Source organism: Pseudomonas sp. GWSMS-1 (genome assembly GCF_049847425.1).
GTDB lineage: Bacteria > Pseudomonadota > Gammaproteobacteria > Pseudomonadales > Pseudomonadaceae > Aquipseudomonas.
The window spans coordinates 355,990-372,121 of record NZ_JBMHHV010000003.1 but is presented as its reverse complement, the minus strand read 5'-3'; the positions used below and the strand labels follow the sequence as shown (position 1 = coordinate 372,121).

The 16,132-nt window shown below is 60.3% G+C and carries 16 protein-coding genes; 6 read left to right on the top strand and 10 right to left on the bottom strand.

Features of this window, described 5'->3' with window-relative positions; all coding sequences use genetic code 11:
* Positions 1–19: 19 nt before the first annotated feature.
* Positions 20–463 carry a hypothetical protein gene (locus ACEPAJ_RS02650; RefSeq protein WP_425913376.1) on the bottom strand — a complete coding sequence of 148 codons (444 nt, stop codon included), beginning with the start codon at positions 461–463 and terminating at the stop codon, positions 20–22.
* Between the two features lie 198 nt (positions 464–661).
* Here ACEPAJ_RS02650 and leuS point away from each other — a divergent pair, with 198 nt between their 5' ends.
* The 6 genes from leuS to lipA all read left to right on the top strand — a co-directional run bounded on the left by leuS (position 662) and on the right by lipA (position 7,809).
* The gene (gene leuS, locus ACEPAJ_RS02645) at positions 662–3,274 is read left to right on the top strand and encodes a leucine--tRNA ligase (protein WP_425913374.1); all 2,613 of its coding nucleotides are present in this window, start codon (positions 662–664) and stop codon (positions 3,272–3,274) included.
* Positions 3,275–3,331: 57 nt separating this feature from the next.
* Positions 3,332–3,943, top strand: coding sequence for an LPS assembly lipoprotein LptE (lptE, locus tag ACEPAJ_RS02640; RefSeq protein WP_425913372.1), 612 nt, complete (start codon positions 3,332–3,334; stop codon positions 3,941–3,943).
* Positions 3,944–3,982: 39 nt separating this feature from the next.
* On the top strand, positions 3,983–5,014 hold the full coding sequence (gene holA / locus ACEPAJ_RS02635) for a DNA polymerase III subunit delta (RefSeq protein ID WP_425913370.1): 1,032 nt from the start codon (positions 3,983–3,985) through the stop codon (positions 5,012–5,014).
* Between the two features lie 82 nt (positions 5,015–5,096).
* A complete protein-coding gene (arfA, locus tag ACEPAJ_RS02630; protein WP_425913368.1) occupies positions 5,097–5,255 on the top strand; it encodes an alternative ribosome rescue factor ArfA in 159 nt (52 codons plus the stop codon).
* Positions 5,256–5,327: 72 nt separating this feature from the next.
* The gene (locus ACEPAJ_RS02625) at positions 5,328–6,593 is read left to right on the top strand and encodes a lytic murein transglycosylase (RefSeq protein WP_425913367.1); all 1,266 of its coding nucleotides are present in this window, start codon (positions 5,328–5,330) and stop codon (positions 6,591–6,593) included.
* A gap of 163 nt (positions 6,594–6,756) precedes the next feature.
* A complete protein-coding gene (gene lipA / locus ACEPAJ_RS02620; RefSeq protein WP_425913365.1) occupies positions 6,757–7,809 on the top strand; it encodes a lipoyl synthase in 1,053 nt (350 codons plus the stop codon).
* A gap of 66 nt (positions 7,810–7,875) precedes the next feature.
* Here lipA and lipB read toward each other — a convergent pair whose 3' ends face one another.
* From lipB to rsfS, 9 genes are all read right to left on the bottom strand, one after another.
* Positions 7,876–8,529, bottom strand: a complete 654-nt coding sequence (gene lipB / locus ACEPAJ_RS02615; protein ID WP_425913363.1) for a lipoyl(octanoyl) transferase LipB — start codon at positions 8,527–8,529, stop codon at positions 7,876–7,878.
* Positions 8,529–8,804: a DUF493 domain-containing protein gene (locus ACEPAJ_RS02610; protein ID WP_425913362.1), complete on the bottom strand. Its 276-nt coding sequence runs from the start codon at positions 8,802–8,804 to the stop codon at positions 8,529–8,531. The genes lipB and ACEPAJ_RS02610 overlap by 1 nt, the downstream gene beginning before the upstream one ends.
* A 73-nt stretch (positions 8,805–8,877) precedes the next feature.
* The gene (locus tag ACEPAJ_RS02605; RefSeq protein ID WP_425913360.1) at positions 8,878–10,053 is read right to left on the bottom strand and encodes a D-alanyl-D-alanine carboxypeptidase family protein; all 1,176 of its coding nucleotides are present in this window, start codon (positions 10,051–10,053) and stop codon (positions 8,878–8,880) included.
* A 121-nt stretch (positions 10,054–10,174) separates the two neighbouring features.
* Entirely contained in the window at positions 10,175–11,179 is a 1,005-nt protein-coding gene (locus tag ACEPAJ_RS02600; RefSeq protein ID WP_425913358.1) for a septal ring lytic transglycosylase RlpA family protein, read from the bottom strand.
* On the bottom strand, positions 11,179–12,189 hold the full coding sequence (mltB, locus tag ACEPAJ_RS02595; RefSeq protein ID WP_425913356.1) for a lytic murein transglycosylase B: 1,011 nt from the start codon (positions 12,187–12,189) through the stop codon (positions 11,179–11,181). The genes ACEPAJ_RS02600 and mltB overlap by 1 nt, the downstream gene beginning before the upstream one ends.
* A gap of 17 nt (positions 12,190–12,206) precedes the next feature.
* A complete protein-coding gene (gene rodA, locus ACEPAJ_RS02590; protein ID WP_425913549.1) occupies positions 12,207–13,310 on the bottom strand; it encodes a rod shape-determining protein RodA in 1,104 nt (367 codons plus the stop codon).
* Between the two features lie 38 nt (positions 13,311–13,348).
* Positions 13,349–15,238 (bottom strand): penicillin-binding protein 2, encoded by a 1,890-nt coding sequence (mrdA, locus tag ACEPAJ_RS02585; RefSeq protein ID WP_425913354.1) that lies wholly within the window; start codon positions 15,236–15,238, stop codon positions 13,349–13,351.
* Positions 15,239–15,265: 27 nt separating this feature from the next.
* Positions 15,266–15,733 carry a 23S rRNA (pseudouridine(1915)-N(3))-methyltransferase RlmH gene (rlmH, locus tag ACEPAJ_RS02580; RefSeq protein WP_274086423.1) on the bottom strand — a complete coding sequence of 156 codons (468 nt, stop codon included), beginning with the start codon at positions 15,731–15,733 and terminating at the stop codon, positions 15,266–15,268.
* A gap of 12 nt (positions 15,734–15,745) precedes the next feature.
* Positions 15,746–16,117, bottom strand: coding sequence for a ribosome silencing factor (gene rsfS / locus ACEPAJ_RS02575; RefSeq protein WP_425913548.1), 372 nt, complete (start codon positions 16,115–16,117; stop codon positions 15,746–15,748).
* Positions 16,118–16,132: the final 15 nt, after the last annotated feature.

Here is a 16,132-nt window from a genome sequence, read left to right as displayed (position 1 = left end):
CTCCAAGGGTGCGCGCAGCCTAGCGAGGATTCCGCGCGCGAAACAACTGCGAACCGCAGGTCTTGCACACCAGCACCGTATGATCTGACTGCCAGCCCGTTACGTCACCACACAAGGCGCAGCAGAGTTGCATGCGATGGTTGCCCAGCGGCTTGATCTTACTGGGTAACACCGCTGCGGTTTTATGCCCACCGCGGGCTAACTTGCGGGTGCTCTGAAGCTGCTCGATCTGGGTCATTTCTTGAGCCGCGGCGTGCCAGCAACGCAGCCAGTCCAGATCACGCTCAAGGTAAGCGCGAATCAGCTCCATTTCTGCCGCCGTCAAACCACGCAGCTCTAATTCAAGCAGCGGTTGCGTGGACATCGCACCCAAATTGTCGGCCTCATCCAATGCAATGGCGAGGCGCTGTAACAGCCGCTCGTAGGGCCCACCAGTCGGTGCGCTGCGCCTTAACTCTGCCATTTATCACCTCACGCGGGCAGCGTTGCGCCCGATACTTCAAGCTTAGCGGCCACCCCTTAACCAGCGGCCCCTGGCGACAAACGGCGAAAACCCAACCAAGGCCAACAGGCCGCTGATTAATCAGGGTTTCCCTGAGTAAGCGGGGCTCATGTATGCTACGGCGTTTCCCGCAAGCCCTCATTCCAAGCGCCGGTAGCCATGCAAGAACAGTATTCGCCCCGTGAAATCGAAGCCGCCGCGCAGTCCCATTGGGATGCGCAGAATTCCTTTGTAGTGAGTGAACAACCAGGCAAGGAGACTTTCTACTGCCTGTCGATGTTCCCCTACCCGAGCGGCAAGCTGCACATGGGCCATGTGCGCAACTACACCATCGGCGATGTAATCGCCCGCTATCAGCGCATGCAGGGCAAGAATGTGCTGCAGCCGATGGGCTGGGACGCCTTTGGTATGCCGGCGGAAAACGCCGCGATGAAGAACAAAGTCGCCCCGGCCAAATGGACCTACGAAAACATCGAGTACATGAAGACCCAGCTCAAGAGCCTGGGTCTGGCCGTGGACTGGACCCGCGAAGTCACCACCTGCAAGCCGGATTACTACCGTTGGGAGCAGTGGCTGTTCACGCGCCTGTTCGAAAAAGGCGTGATCTACCGCAAGAACGGCAGCGTTAACTGGGACCCAGTGGACCAGACCGTTCTGGCCAACGAGCAGGTTATCGACGGCCGTGGCTGGCGTTCCGGCGCGCTGATCGAGAAGCGCGAAATCCCCATGTACTACTTCAAGATCACCGCTTACGCGGAAGAGCTCCTGAGCAGTCTGGACGAACTGGATGGCTGGCCGGAACAGGTCAAGACCATGCAGCGCAACTGGATCGGCAAAAGCTTTGGCGCCGATGTGGTGTTTGATTACGACCTCGCCAGCGTCGGCATCGACGGCCAACTGAAGGTCTATACCACCCGCCCCGACACCCTAATGGGCGCGACTTACGTCGCCGTGGCCGCCGAGCATCCGCTGGCCCAGCGCGCCGCCGACAGTAATCCGGCGATCGCCGCGTTTATCGCCGAATGCAAAGGCGGCTCCGTGGCCGAGGCCGACATGGCCACCATGGAGAAGAAGGGTGTGGCCACCGGCCAGTTCGTCATCCATCCACTGAGCGGCGACAAGCTGCCAGTGTTTGTCGCCAACTACGTGTTGTGGGGCTACGGCGAAGGCGCGGTCATGGCCGTGCCGGCGCACGATGAGCGCGACTTCGAGTTCGCCAACAAATACAGCCTACCGGTTACCCAGGTGTACACCGGCGAAGGCAAGGATTACGACGCCAGCCGTTGGCAAGACTGGTACGGCGAGAAAACCGGGCTGACCACCATCAACTCGGGTAAGTACGACAGCCTCGATTTCAGCGCGGCGTTCGATGCCATCGTTGCTGATCTGGAAGCCAATGAGCACGGCGCGCGCAAGACCCAGTTCCGCCTGCGTGACTGGGGCATCAGCCGCCAGCGTTACTGGGGCTGCCCGATCCCGATTATTCACTGCGAAACCTGTGGTGACGTACCGGTGCCGGAAGACCAGTTGCCGGTTGTGCTGCCAGAAGACGTCGTGCCGGATGGCGCCGGCAGCCCACTGGCGCGCATGCCCGAGTTCTACGAATGCAGCTGCCCGAAATGCGGCGCAGCGGCCAAGCGTGAAACCGACACCATGGACACTTTTGTTGAGTCGTCCTGGTACTTTGCCCGCTTCGCCTCGCCACACTACACCGGCGGCATGGTCGACCCTGCAGCGGCCAACCATTGGCTGCCGGTGGACCAGTACATTGGCGGTATTGAACACGCCATCCTGCACCTGCTTTATGCGCGCTTCTTCCATAAGCTGATGCGCGATGAAGGCCTGGTGTCGTCCAACGAGCCGTTCAAGAACCTGCTGACCCAGGGCATGGTGGTGGCCGAAACCTACTACCGTACCCTCGATAACGGCGGCAAAGACTGGTACAACCCAGCCGACGTCGAGCTGGAGCGTGACAGCAAAGCCAAAGTCATCAGCGCTAAATTGAAGTCCGACGGTCTGCCGGTCGAAATCGGCGGCACCGAGAAGATGTCCAAGTCGAAGAACAACGGCGTCGACCCACAGTCGATGATCGACCAGTTCGGCGCCGACACCTGCCGCCTGTTTATGATGTTCGCCTCGCCACCCGACATGAGCTGCGAATGGTCTGACGCCGGCGTTGAAGGCGCTAACCGCTTCCTGCGCCGCGTCTGGCGCCTGGCGCAGAACCACGTGAACCAAGGCGCCGCCGAGGCACTCGACCTCAGCGGCCTGACGGACGAGCAGAAAGCCGTGCGCCGCGCCATTCACCTGGCGATCAAGCAGTCGAGCATCGACATTGGCCAGCACCACAAATTCAACACCGCCATTGCCCAGGTAATGACGCTGATGAACGTGCTGGAAAAAGCCCCTCAAGCCACTAGCCAAGACCGCGCCCTGCTGCAGGAAGGCTTGGAAACTGTGGCGCTGCTGCTGGCCCCCATCACCCCGCACATCAGCCACCAGCTGTGGCAGGAATTGGGTCGCGATGGCGTGATGATTGATACGCCATGGCCGCAGGTGGACGAGTCCGCCCTGGTGCAGGACACCCTGACCCTGGTTATCCAGGTCAACGGTAAGCTGCGCGGGCAGATCGAAGTGTCCGCCAGCGCCAGCCGCGAAGATGTCGAGGCCAGCGCCCGCAGCAATGAGAGTGTGCTGCGCTTCACCGAAGGCCTGACTATTCGCAAGGTCATCGTGGTGCCAGGCAAACTGGTCAACATCGTAGCCAACTGATTAAGCTCGGCGCGACCGCATAGCGGCGCGCCGCACGACACGCCAAGGGGATAAAAGATGATCAAACGGAATCTGTTGGTAATTGGCCTGGCTACCCTGCTGAGCGCTTGCGGCTTTCAGCTGCGCGGCACCGGTGACGTGCAGTTCGCCCTGAAAGAACTAGACGTCAGCGCGCGCAACGCCTACGGCGAAACCGTCAATCAGGTGCGCGAAGTGCTGCAGAACAATGACGTGCGTATTTACCCGGGCGCGCCTTACAGCTTGGTCTTGAGCAACGAACAGGAAAACCGTCGCGCAGCCAGCTTCACCAGCTCGGCCCGCACGGCCGAATATGAGCTGAATAAAACCCTTGAATACGAGATCCGTGGCAGCAAAAACCTGCTGCTGCTGAGCGACAAGGTGGAAGCGCAGAGCTTCTACACCCAGGACAGCAACAACCTGATCGGCGCTGACCAGGAAGCCGCGCAGGTTCGCCAGGAAATGAACCGCGAACTGATCCAGCAACTGGTCCTGCGCTTGCAACAGATCAGCCCAGAACAACTTGACCAACTGCAGCAAACTGCAGAAGCCAAGGTCAAGGCTGAAGCTGACGCCTTGGAAGCCGCCCGCCAACAGCAAGCGGCGCAGCCCCAGCAGTCGCCGATTCAACTGCCAACGTCTGCTCAGTAAGCTTGCCGGGCCGCGCAAGCGGCCCTGCTTCGCACCGCGATGAAACTTAACCCCGCACAACTCGGCAAACACCTGCAGGGCACTCTGAGCCCGGTGTACGTGATCAGTGGTGACGAGCCACTGCTTTGCCAGGAAGCCGCCGACGCCATTCGAGCCGCCACTCGCCAGCAAGGCTTCAGTGAGCGCCAGGTGTTTAACGCCGACAACAACTTTGACTGGGGCAACCTGCTGCAAGCCGGCGCCAGCCTGTCCTTGTTCGCTGAAAAACGCCTGCTGGAGCTGCGTATTGCCACCGGCAAGCCCAGCGACAAGGGTGCTGCGCTACTCGAATACCTGGCCCGCCCCGCCGAAGACACGGTGCTGCTGATCAGCCTGCCCAAACTCGACGGCAACGCGCAGAAGAGCAAATGGGGCAAGGCGCTGATCGACGGGACACAGGTCCAGTTTGTGCAGATCTGGCCGGTCGATGCCCACCAATTGCCACAGTGGATTCGCCAACGCCTGGCGCAAGCAGGCCTCAGTGCCAGCGCTGAAGCGGTCGACATGATCGCCATACGCGTCGAAGGCAACCTGCTCGCCGCGGCCCAGGAAATCGAAAAACTCAAGCTGCTGGCCAAAGGCACACAGATTGACGTCGACACCGTGCAGGCCTCGGTCGCCGACAGTGCACGCTTTGATGTGTTCGGCCTGATTGATGCAGCCCTCAATGGCGAAGCCGCCCACGCCCTGCGCATGCTCGAAGGACTACGCGGCGAAGGCGTCGAACCACCGGTGATTCTCTGGGCGCTGGCCCGGGAAATCCGCCTACTGGCCACCCTCGCGCAACAACATGCCCAGGGCATGCCGCTGGACAAAGCATTCAGCTCAGCCCGCCCACCGGTCTGGGATAAACGCCGGCCACTGGTCAGTAAAGCCCTGCAACGCCTATCCGCCTCACGCTGGGCCGCCTTATTGGAGGACGCCCAGCACATCGACGCGCAAATCAAAGGCCAGGCCATGGGCGACCCTTGGAGCGGCCTGAGCCTGCTGACCCTGAGCCTGTGCGGACAGCGCTTGCGGCTACTCGGCTAACCGCCAGGCGCTGGACTTTTTGCAGCGTGCGGACCATGCTTCGCGCGCCTGCACACGGCAGGCCATCGCCAGAGGACGCGTCATGACAAAGAAAACCAAGCACGGCCCGAACAAGGCCAAATCCCTGATTGCCCAGCCGCTGTTTCGCAGCCGTCAGGAAAAGCCCAGCAAAGGTAAAGGCAGCTACCGCCGCGAAGCCTCCCAGCAAAACTGGGAGGCTTCATACCTTCTGGCCGCCTGAAACGCCCGCCACAGCCCGCATACCTCCTCAATCATGCTAAGGTGACGGCCTGCAAAATGTGCCGAGACCATCATGCCTTACCTGCTTCTTCGGGGCTTGTCCCATAGCGCCAGCGCCTTCCTCCTGCTGCTCCTGACTGCCTGCGCCGAAGCGCCAGCGCAGCCGCTTGCCACCGTTCAGAGCGCGGCTCCCGCCAGCCCGGCCGTCAGCGCCCCTAAACCGCTACTCAGCTTCGAAGAATGGCGCATGCTCCTGCGCAGCGATGCCATCGCCGCCGGCATCGACGCTGAACTGTTCGACCGCACCTTTGCCGGGATCACCCTTGATCCACGCGTGGTGACCTCTGATAGCAGCCAGCCGGAGTTTACTCGCCCGGTATGGGAATACATTGATGGCGCCGTTTCCGTCTCGCGCGTCGCCCAAGGCCGCCTGCTCAAAGCGCAGCATCGGCCAACGCTGAAAGCCATTCGCAGCGCCTATGCCGTAGATCATGAAGTGCTCATCGCAATCTGGGGCATGGAGAGCAATTTCGGCAGCAATATCGGCAGCCATAACGTCATCCGTTCCCTTGCCACCCTGGCCTATGACGGCCGCCGCCAAGTATTTTGGCGCAGCCAATTGCTCGCCGCCCTGCAAATTCTCCAGGCCGGCGACGGCCCTGCGCAGGGTTTAATCGGCTCCTGGGCAGGCGCCATGGGGCAGACGCAATTTATGCCGACCACCTTTAATCAGCATGCTGTGGACTTTGACGGCGACGGCAGGCGCGACCTGTGGAGCTCCGCACCCGACGCCCTGGCCTCTGCTGCGCACTACCTGCAAGCATCGGGCTGGGAAAACGGCCAACCTTGGGGCTTCGAAGTGAACCTGCCGCAAGGCTTTGATTACGCCCTGGCCGACCCGGAAGTACGTCGCAGCCTGACTCAATGGCGTGAGCTGGGGGTTAAACCGACTCGCGCCATCGATGCCAATGACACAAGCCTGGCCACGCTCTTTCTGCCAGCAGGGCACCGCGGCCCGGCCTTCCTGCTGCTAAACAACTTCCGCAGCATTCTCCGCTACAACAACTCCACCGCCTACGCGCTGGCCATCGGCCTGCTCAGCGATGCCTTGGATGGCAACCCTGGCGTGCAGGCCGCCTGGCCTCGTAACGATCGCCAACTGGGGCGCAGCGAGCGCATCGAACTGCAGGAACTGCTCGCCAGTAAAGGCTATGAGCCAGGCCCCGCAGACGGCATCATTGGAGCCAATACACGCAAGGCAGTTCGCGCGTTCCAGCAAAGCCTGGGACAGCCTGCCGACGGCTACCCTAGCCACCAACTGCTCGAGCAGCTCAGATAACTAACCAAGCCCCTCACACTGCCACCTTGGCCCCCCATTGCCAGGTGGCAACAGCTTGAACCACAGGGCACCCTGCTGACTGCGCAGTCAGCTCTTATGGTAGACTGCGCGGCGGCGAAAAGCCGCCTCGTCCCCCGGAGCCTCTAGCGGAGCCCAATTGCCGATGTCCGATACCTCCCCGCCAAAAACCGTTGCCAGCGGCGAAAAATTTCGCACCACTCAAGGCATCACTGCGATCAAGGACGGGCAGAAGCGCCGCGCCTCAAGCGAACCTCAGGTGTTCGAACCCAAGCCCAAGTGGCTGCGGGTCAAGGCACCCGGTGGCAGCCGCTTCGAAGCCGTCAAACGCAACGTCAGCGAACACCGCCTGAGCACCGTGTGCCAGGAATCCCACTGCCCCAATATGGGTGAATGCTGGTCCAACGGCACCGCCACCATCATGCTGATGGGCTCGGTATGCACCCGTGCCTGCCGCTTCTGTGCAGTGGATACTGGCAACCCTAACGGCTGGCTGGACCTGGAAGAACCACAGAACACCGCCAAGTCGGTCGAGCTGATGGCGCTGCGCTATATCGTGCTGACGTCAGTGGATCGTGACGACCTGGATGACGGCGGCGCGGCGCACTATGCCTCCAGCGTGCGGGCGATCAAAGAACGCACACCACACGTGGTGGTGGAAGCGCTAACGCCCGACTTCGATGGCGATCTACAAGCCATTGAGCGCGTGGTGGATTCTGGCCTTGAGGTGTTCGCACAGAATGTCGAGACGGTCAAACGCTTGACCCATGCCGTGCGCGACCCACGCGCGGGCTACGAGAAGACGTTGCGCGTGCTTGAGCACGCCAAACGCCATCGTCCGGATGTGCTGACAAAAACCAGCCTGATGCTCGGCCTCGGCGAGACCGACGAAGAAGTCCTGCAAACCATGGACGACTTGCGTGCCATCGGCGTAGACATCCTCACCCTTGGCCAATACCTACAACCCACGCGCAACCACCTACCCGTGCAGCGCTGGGTCAGCCCGGAAGCATTCAATGACTTCCGCGAGCTCGGCCTGAAAAAGGGCTTTATGGAAGTCGCCGCCGGCCCTCTGGTGCGCTCCAGCTACCGCGCCGACAAGGTGTTCGAGAAGAACAACCTGGGCCTGGCTGCGCCGGTACCCGTGCCGGGCCAGCCGCTCGACAACAGCCTGATTCCGACCCTGAGTCTGAATTAATCGGGCCATAAAAAAACGCCTGCCCCTGGGTTTACCTGGGTCAGGCGTTTTTTATTCTGCCGCTATCTAACAGTCGATTACGCCGGCCAGGCTTTGCTGCTGCGCATAGTCGAGGTGTTTGCTCAGCTGCTCACGCAGCCGTGCAGTGACCTCAGCAAAGACGATTGGCGACGCGGCCTGATCAGCAAGCTGAGTCATAGCCATGCCGGCATACCCGCACGGGTTGATGCGCTGGAAGGGCTGCAGGTCCATGTCCACATTTAGCGCCAGGCCATGAAAGGAGCGGCCATTACGAATGCGCAGCCCCAAAGATGCGATCTTCGCCCCCTCGACATACACCCCTGGGGCGTCGGGCTTGGCATTGGCGCTAACGCCATAGCTGGCCAGCAGATCAATCAGACTGCGCTCCATGCGACTAACCAGCTCACGAACACCAATGCCACTGCGGCGCACATCCAGCAGCAGATACGCCACTAACTGGCCAGGCCCGTGATAGGTCACCTGGCCACCGCGATCAACCTGAACCACCGGAATATCACCCGGAAACAGCACATGCTCAGCCTTGCCGGCCTGGCCCTGGGTAAACACCGGCGCATGCTCGAGCAGCCAGATTTCGTCAGGTGTATCCACGCCGCGCGTATCGGTAAAGCGCTGCATGGCGTGCCAGGTTGGCTCGTACTCAACCTGCCCCAGCTCGCGAAAGCAAAGCGGCAGGCTCATCACAGCACCATGTGCACGATACCGGTAGCACGCAATGCACTGTTGATATCACGCAGCTGGTCTTCACCCGTGGCGATGATATGCAGCTGCACCGTGGTGTACTTACCATTAGTGCTCTGGCGCTCGGCCAGCGTGCTGAGATCGACCGTGGCATATTTGCTGAGAACTTCGATCACCGTGCTCTTGTAAGCAGGCCCCGTATCGCCAACCACTTTGATCGGGTAATCAGCGCAGGGAAATTCAATTATGTGCGATTTAACATCAGGTTGAGTCATGGCGGTAACGGCCTCGTAAGCCGTGGCAACAACAGCGCCCTTGCGGTTCAACAAGGGCGTGAAGGTCACGATATCAGTTGAATAGCCCGAAAAAGAACAGGCTGATGCTGTCCCACAAACGGCGGAAGAAACTGCCTTCTTCGACGGCCTCCAGGGCAATCAAGTCAGCGCTGTGTACCAGCTCCTCACCCAGTTTTACCTGGACGGTGCCGATCACATCACCCTGAGCAATCGGCGCGGTGAGTTGCGGGTTGATAACCATGCCTGCTTGCAGCTTATCCAGCTGACCTTTTGGCAGGGTCAGGGTGAGGTCATCGGCCAGACCGGCTTTAACTTGTCGCGCCGAACCTTTCCACACCTGCGCCTGCGCCAGCTCTTGGCCTTTTTTGTAGAAACTGCGGGTTTCGAAAAAACGGAAACCATAGGTCAGCAGCTTTTGCGTTTCAGCGGCACGGGCCGACTCGCTGTCAGTACCGAATACCGAGGTGATCATGCGCGCGCCATCACGCACAGCCGAAGCCACCAGGCAGTAGCCCGCCTCGTTGGTGTGACCGGTTTTCAGGCCGTCGACGGTCTTGTCGCGCCATAGCAGCAGGTTGCGGTTGCCCTGCTTGATGTTGTTCCAGAGGAACTCCTTCTGCGCATAAATGGCGTAGTGCTGCTGATCTTCATTGATGATGGCGCGCGCCAAAATCGCCATGTCATGCGCACTGGAGTAATGCTCTGGATGCGGCAGACCGGTGGCATTCATAAAGTGGCTGTTGCTCATGCCCAGACGCGCAGCCGCTTCGTTCATCATGTCGGCAAAAGCATCTTCACTGCCGGCAATGTACTCGGCCAAGGCAATGCTGGCATCGTTGCCGGACTGGATGATCACCCCGTGCAGCAGGTCATCCACGGTCGCCTGGCTATTGAGCGGCAGGAACATGGTCGAGCCACCCGATGCCGCACCACCGGTGCGCCAGGCGTGCTCACTGACGGGCACCAGATCCTGCTCGCCAATCTTGCCCTTGCGAATTTCCAGGGTGGCGATGTAAGCCGTCATCAGCTTGGTCAGGCTGGCTGGGGGCAGGCGCTGGTCACCGTTGTTTTCCACCAGTACCTTGCCGCTGGCAGCATCCAGCAGCACATAGGACCTGGCAGCCAACTGTGGCGCTGAGGGGATGGCTGGCTGATTGGCCCAGACTGTCGGGGCGCCGAACAGACAAAGTAATAGGAAAACACGTTGCGCAAAGCTGGTGATATTCATCCGTCTCTCTAGATTGCTGATAGTCGAACAGGCCCGGTGGGCATACGTTAAGTCCCCCCGTCCAGCGAGTGGCTGGCCGGGGTTGTTTGTTTAGTCCTGCAGAAAAACCATAAGTGCCCCGTCAGTCTGCTTTGACCAGGGCTGGCTCGCCAAGATTGGCCAGGCGCACAGTGTTTTGCAGCTGCTCAGCCTCGCCCTGGTTGCTCACTGGCCCCAGGCGCACGCGGTGCAATATCTGCTGGTTGCGCACCACTGAGCTGACGAACACTGGCGCAGCCACTGTTTCGCTCAGCTTCGAGCGCAGTAGCTCCGCAGCGTCCGGATTGGCGAAGGCGCCCACTTGGAGATACAGGCCAGAGGCTGCGACTGAAGCGTTTTTTTTTGCGTCAATCTGCACGGGAACGACCGCAGCAGCATGCTGCTGCGGTGGCGGCGAATACTGTTCCACAGGTTGCGCCATAGACTGCGCAACAGGCTGGGCCTTAGCCACTTGCTGCGGCGCGGCCAACACCATGGGCACTGGCTGGCCTTGCTGAGCCCACCACTCATGCGGGTCAATGCCCTCAACCTTAACCCGCGCCGTACCGCTTTCGGCGTAACCGAGCTTCTTCGCCGCGGCAAAGGACAGGTCGATAATCCGATCGGAATAGAACGGCCCGCGGTCATTGACCCGCAAAATGGCGCTCTTACCGTTTTCCAGGTTGGTCACCCGTACGTAGCTGGGCAGCGGTAAGGTCTTGTGTGCGGCGGTCATGCCGTACAGGTCATAGGTTTCACCGTTAGCGGTGGCCTGACCGTGAAACTTGGTGCCATACCACGACGCCGGGCCCACGGCCTGATAACGCCGGGCATCGGGGATCGGGTAGTACTGCTTGCCGAATACCGTGTAGGGGCTGGCTTTAACCGAACCGTAGTGCGGCATCGGCACGGCGTCGGGAATGCGCGAGACATCAACGTCCCACCACGGCGCGCCATCTTTGTGTGGCCGGTTGAAATCATCCGGGCCGGAAACCCCAGCACCTGGCTGCACCGGTGCTACCGGCTGCGGCGCACGGGTAGAGGAGCAGCTGGCCAACAGCAGCGCGAGACTAGCGTAGGCAGCCAATTTAAAGGGTAAACGCACCATCAATTCTGACCTCGTGCATCAACCAGCAACTCGGCCAGCTGATTGACTGCCATGGCATACATCACACTGCGATTGTAGCGGGTGATCACAAAGAAGTTAGGTAGCCCCATCCAGTACTCAGCACCCTCGGCACCGTCCAGACGGAAGGCGGTCACGGGCAACTCGTCGGCCAGCGGATCAGCGCTTGTCCAACCCAGCGCTCGCAACTCAGCGGCATTCTTCACCGGATCAAGACCGACTGTCAGGCCCTGCTCGGCCTGCGCGCACTTGACGGTAGCGGCGCTGACCACCGGCTGACCTGGCTGCCAGTGGTGACGCTTAAAGTAGCTGGCGACGCTACCAATGGCGTCCACCGGGTTATTCCAGATATTGATATGGCCATCACCGTCAAAATCCACGGCATAGGCGCGGAAGCTGCTTGGCATAAATTGTGGCAGGCCCATGGCCCCAGCGTAGGAGCCGGTCATGCTCAGCGGCTCGACTTGCTCTTCCCGGGTCAGCAGCAGGAACTCGCGCAGTTCCTTGCGAAAGAAGGGCGCGCGCGGCGGGTAATCGAAGGCCAGAGTCGATAGCGCATCCATCACCCGCCAGCTGCCGGTATTGCCGCCGTAGAAGGTTTCCACGCCAATAATCGCCACAATTATCTGTGCCGGTACGCCGTACTCAGCCTCAGCGCGAGCCAAGGTGGCCTCGTGCTGCTTCCAGAACTCAACGCCCTTGCTGATGCGCTTTTCGGTGATAAAAATCGGCCGATAGTCCTTCCACGGTTTAGCCTTTTCCGCCGGCCGCGAAATGGCATCAAGAATCGCCTGTTTGCGCTCGACCTCGGCAAACAGCCCAACCAGCTGCTCACCGGCAAAACCATAGTCGCGGGTCATTTCACCGATGAATTCAGCCACCTGCGGTGACTGCTGATAATCACCGGCCAGCACGGGCTGAGCCATCCCACACACCCCGGCCAAGGCCAGCCAAGGTGCAGTACGTACCATCCAACCACGTGCGTTGCGCATTAAATTCATAATCCCAATCAAGCCTGCGTCATCCACTTACGGTGAGTGTGGATCGACATCAAAATCCCAAATCCTGCGAGTAGCGTAATCAACGAAGTGCCGCCGTAACTGATAAACGGCAACGGCACCCCAACCACCGGCAACAAACCGCTGACCATACCGATATTGACGAAGACATAAACGAAGAATGTCATGGTCAGCGCACCGGCGAGAAGCTTACCGAACAGCGTCTGCGCTTGCACGGTAATCACCAGGCCGCGCGCGATCAACAGCATGTACACCAGCAGTAACAAACACACACCAACCAGGCCGAATTCCTCGGCGAGCACCGCAATAATAAAGTCGGTGTGGCTCTCCGGGAGGAAATCCAGGTGCGACTGAGTACCTTGCAGCCAGCCCTTGCCCAACACACCGCCTGAGCCGATAGCCGCCTTGGACTGGATAATATTCCAGCCACTGCCCAGCGGATCGCTCTCCGGATTGAGAAAGGTCAGCACGCGCTGCTTTTGATACTCACGCATGACAAACAGCCACATGCCGATGGCTATTGGCACCACCGCTGCCACCGCACCAATCACCCAGCGCCACTGCAGCCCGGCGATAAACAGCACAAAGCCGCCAGACGCGATGATCAACAGTGATGTGCCGAGGTCAGGCTGCAGCATGATCAGCACAAACGGCACAATGATCATCGCCAGGCTGATACAGATATGCTTTAGCCGTGGCGGCAGACTGCGGCTGGACAGGTACCAGGCGATGGTCGCCGGCATGATGATTTTCATGAACTCCGAGGGCTGGAAGCGAATCACCCCGGGGATGTTGATCCAGCGTGTGGCGCCCATGGCGTTGTGCCCCATGACGTCCACTGCGACCAGCAAGGCGACACCACCGACATAGGCCAGCGGCACCCAGCGCGCCATAAAGCGCGGCTCAAACTGGGCAATGATAAACATACCGACCAGGCCAATGCCGAAAGAGCTGGCCTGCTTCATCAGCATGTCAACGTTCTTGCCACTGGCGGAATACAGAATAAACAGGCTGCCTGTGGCCAGAATCAGCAGCAGCAACAACAAAATGCCATCGATGTGCAGGCGCTGCAGCAGAGTGGCACGGCGGCGCAGCAAGTCATCGGTGGAGAGGTTCCGGTCGAAACTATTACTCATGGCGCGCTAACCTCAGCCGCCACAGGCGGAGCATATTCGGCTTTCAACTGACCGTTCTCATCCAGCAGCCAGGCATCAATCACCTGCTTAACCACGGGCGCTGCAACTCCAGAACCGGACTCGCCGTTCTCCACCATCACCGATACGGCAATCTGTGGGTTGCTCGCCGGCGCGAACGCGACGAACAGCGCATGGTCACGGTGGCGCTCGGCCACCTTGCTGCGGTCATATTTCTCACCTTGCTTGATCGCCACCACCTGCGCCGTGCCGCTCTTGCCAGCGATCCGGTACAGCGCCGCATCGCCAACCTTGCGCGCGGTGCCACGCGGGCCGTGCATCACCTGCTCCATGCCGTGGCGGCCGTTATCCCAAAACTTCGGATCACGTAGCACGATATCCGGCAGCGGATTGGGGTCGACGGGGACGCGCCCCTGAATGGTCTTAGCCAAGTGCGGACGAATCCACTTGCCACGGGTGGCCATCAGCGTGGTTGCCTGTGCCAGCTGCAGCGGGGTGGTCTGCATATAACCCTGACCAATACCCAAGATCAGCGTCTCGCCCGGGTACCAGGCCTGGCGATAACGCGCGCGCTTCCACTCACGCGACGGCATCAAGCCGGCGGTTTCTTCAAACATGTCCAGCGACACGCGCTGACCCAGGCCGAAACGGCTCATGTAGTCATGCAGGCGGTCGATGCCCATCTTGTGCGCCAGCGAGTAGAAGTAAGTGTCGTTGGAGCGCGAAATGGCCAGGTCCATATCCACCCAACCATCGCCATTACGGTTCCAGTTACGGTACTTGTGCTGCAAATTGGGTAATTGGTAATAACCGGGGTCGAACACCCGCGTCTGCGCGGTGACCACACCCGAGTCCAGACCTGACACCGCCACCATTGGTTTGATGGTTGAGCCGGGCGGATAAAGGCCACGCAGTACACGGTTGTACAGCGGCCGATCAATCGAGTCGCGCAAATCGGCATAGGCTTTGAAACCGATGCCCGTCACGAAGGGGTTGGGGTCGAAGCTTGGCTGGCTGACCATCGCTAGCACTTCGCCAGTTTGTGGCTGAATCGCCACAATCGCCCCACGGCGGCCCGCCAGGGCGGCCTCGGCAGCCTCCTGCAAGCGGATATCCAAGCTCAGCACAATGTCCTTGCCGGGGATCGGGTCGGTACGATTGAGCACGCGCAGCACACGACCACGGGCGTTGGTCTCGACCTCCTCGTAACCCACCTCGCCGTGCAACTCGTCTTCATAGAAGCGCTCGATGCCGGTCTTGCCGATATGGTGCGTACCGCTGTAGGACACCGGGTCGAGCTCTTTCAGTTCCTTCTCGTTGATGCGCCCGACATACCCAACCGAATGGGCAAAATGCTCACCCAACGGGTAGTGCCGCACCAGCTGAGCAGAGACCTCAACGCCCGGCAAACGGAACTGATTGACCGCGATGCGCGCGATTTGCTCTTCACTTAGCTCAAACAGCACCGGGACCGGCTCGAAAGGTCGCCGTCCCTGACGCACACGCCGCTCGAACAGCTCACGGTCATCGGGCTCCAGCTCCAGCACTTCGACGATCGCATCGAGCACCTGAAGCCAATCACCGGCACGCTCGCGGGTCAGGGTCAGGCTGAAACTGGGCCGGTTATCGGCAATGATCACGCCGTTACGGTCATAAATCAGCCCGCGACTCGGCGGAATCGGCTGCACATGGATGCGGTTATTTTCCGCCAGGGTGGTGTGGTATTCGAACTGCACCACTTGCAGGTAATACAGGCGCGCCAGCAACACCGAGGTCAGCAACAAAACCAGCACAGCACCGACCAGCGCCCGCTTGCGGATCAGGCGGCCGTCTTTCTCGTGGTCTTTAAGGCGGATAGGCTGCGGCATCGGTGGCTGCTGATTATGGGTGGAGAATCATTTGTGATACGGATGGCCGGACAACACGGTCCAGGCGCGGTACATCTGCTCGCCAATCAGAATACGCACTAAGGGATGCGGCAGGGTCAGTGGCGACAACGACCAGCGCTGCTCACTGCGCGCCTGTACCTCGGGCGCCAGCCCTTCTGGCCCGCCGACCATCAGGTTGACGGTGCGTGAGTCCAGGCGCCACTTATCCAGCTCGACCGCCAGTTGCTCGGTGCTCCAGGGTCGCCCTTCGACTTCCAGGGTGACAATCCGTTCCCCCGGTTGCACCTTGCTCAGCATGGCCTCGCCTTCCTGACGGATCATCCGCGCCACATCGGCATTTTTGCCGCGGGTGGTCAGCGGAATTTCCACGAGTTCCAGGGACAGCTCGCTAGGCATACGCTTGGCATACTCCTGCCAACCGTCTTCCACCCAGCGCGGCATCCGCGAGCCCACCGCAATCAGCTTGATACGCACAGAGGTGCGACCTTACTGCTGATCAGCGTCAGGTTCAGCGCTGAACTGCGCACGGCTCTGCTCGGCACCCTGCCACAGACGCTCAAGGTCGTAGAACTGGCGGGCAGTTGGCAGCATCACGTGCACCACGATGTCGCCGAGGTCGAGCAATGCCCACTCGCCGGTGTCCATGCCTTCAGTACCGATCGGGCGCACGCCCTGCTCTTTTACTTTTTCCAACACGTTGTCGATCAGCGATTTAACGTGACGGCTCGAGGTGCCGCTAGCGATCAGCATGAAATCGGTGATGCTGGTTTTGCCGCGCACATCGATGGTGGTGATGTCCTGCGCTTTGATTTCTTCCAGAGCAGCGGTGGCCAGTTTGACCAGGTCTTCGCTCGGCATGATTTTTTTTGCGTT

What these genes read in the sequence shown, in the direction of transcription:
- rsfS (WP_425913548.1), bottom strand. Translation starts at nt 16,117, where the DNA reads ATGCCGAGCGAAGACCTGGTCAAACTGGCCACCGCTGCTCTGGAAGAA.
- holA (WP_425913370.1), top strand. Translation starts at nt 3,983, where the DNA reads ATGAAACTTAACCCCGCACAACTCGGCAAACACCTGCAGGGCACTCTG.
- leuS (WP_425913374.1), top strand. Translation starts at nt 662, where the DNA reads ATGCAAGAACAGTATTCGCCCCGTGAAATCGAAGCCGCCGCGCAGTCC.
- mltB (WP_425913356.1), bottom strand. Translation starts at nt 12,189, where the DNA reads ATGCGCAACGCACGTGGTTGGATGGTACGTACTGCACCTTGGCTGGCC.
- ACEPAJ_RS02600 (WP_425913358.1), bottom strand. Translation starts at nt 11,179, where the DNA reads ATGGTGCGTTTACCCTTTAAATTGGCTGCCTACGCTAGTCTCGCGCTG.
- lipB (WP_425913363.1), bottom strand. Translation starts at nt 8,529, where the DNA reads ATGAGCCTGCCGCTTTGCTTTCGCGAGCTGGGGCAGGTTGAGTACGAG.
- ACEPAJ_RS02625 (WP_425913367.1), top strand. Translation starts at nt 5,328, where the DNA reads ATGCCTTACCTGCTTCTTCGGGGCTTGTCCCATAGCGCCAGCGCCTTC.
- arfA (WP_425913368.1), top strand. Translation starts at nt 5,097, where the DNA reads ATGACAAAGAAAACCAAGCACGGCCCGAACAAGGCCAAATCCCTGATT.
- mrdA (WP_425913354.1), bottom strand. Translation starts at nt 15,238, where the DNA reads ATGCCGCAGCCTATCCGCCTTAAAGACCACGAGAAAGACGGCCGCCTG.
- ACEPAJ_RS02650 (WP_425913376.1), bottom strand. Translation starts at nt 463, where the DNA reads ATGGCAGAGTTAAGGCGCAGCGCACCGACTGGTGGGCCCTACGAGCGG.
- ACEPAJ_RS02605 (WP_425913360.1), bottom strand. Translation starts at nt 10,053, where the DNA reads ATGAATATCACCAGCTTTGCGCAACGTGTTTTCCTATTACTTTGTCTG.
- ACEPAJ_RS02610 (WP_425913362.1), bottom strand. Translation starts at nt 8,804, where the DNA reads ATGACTCAACCTGATGTTAAATCGCACATAATTGAATTTCCCTGCGCT.
- lptE (WP_425913372.1), top strand. Translation starts at nt 3,332, where the DNA reads ATGATCAAACGGAATCTGTTGGTAATTGGCCTGGCTACCCTGCTGAGC.
- lipA (WP_425913365.1), top strand. Translation starts at nt 6,757, where the DNA reads ATGTCCGATACCTCCCCGCCAAAAACCGTTGCCAGCGGCGAAAAATTT.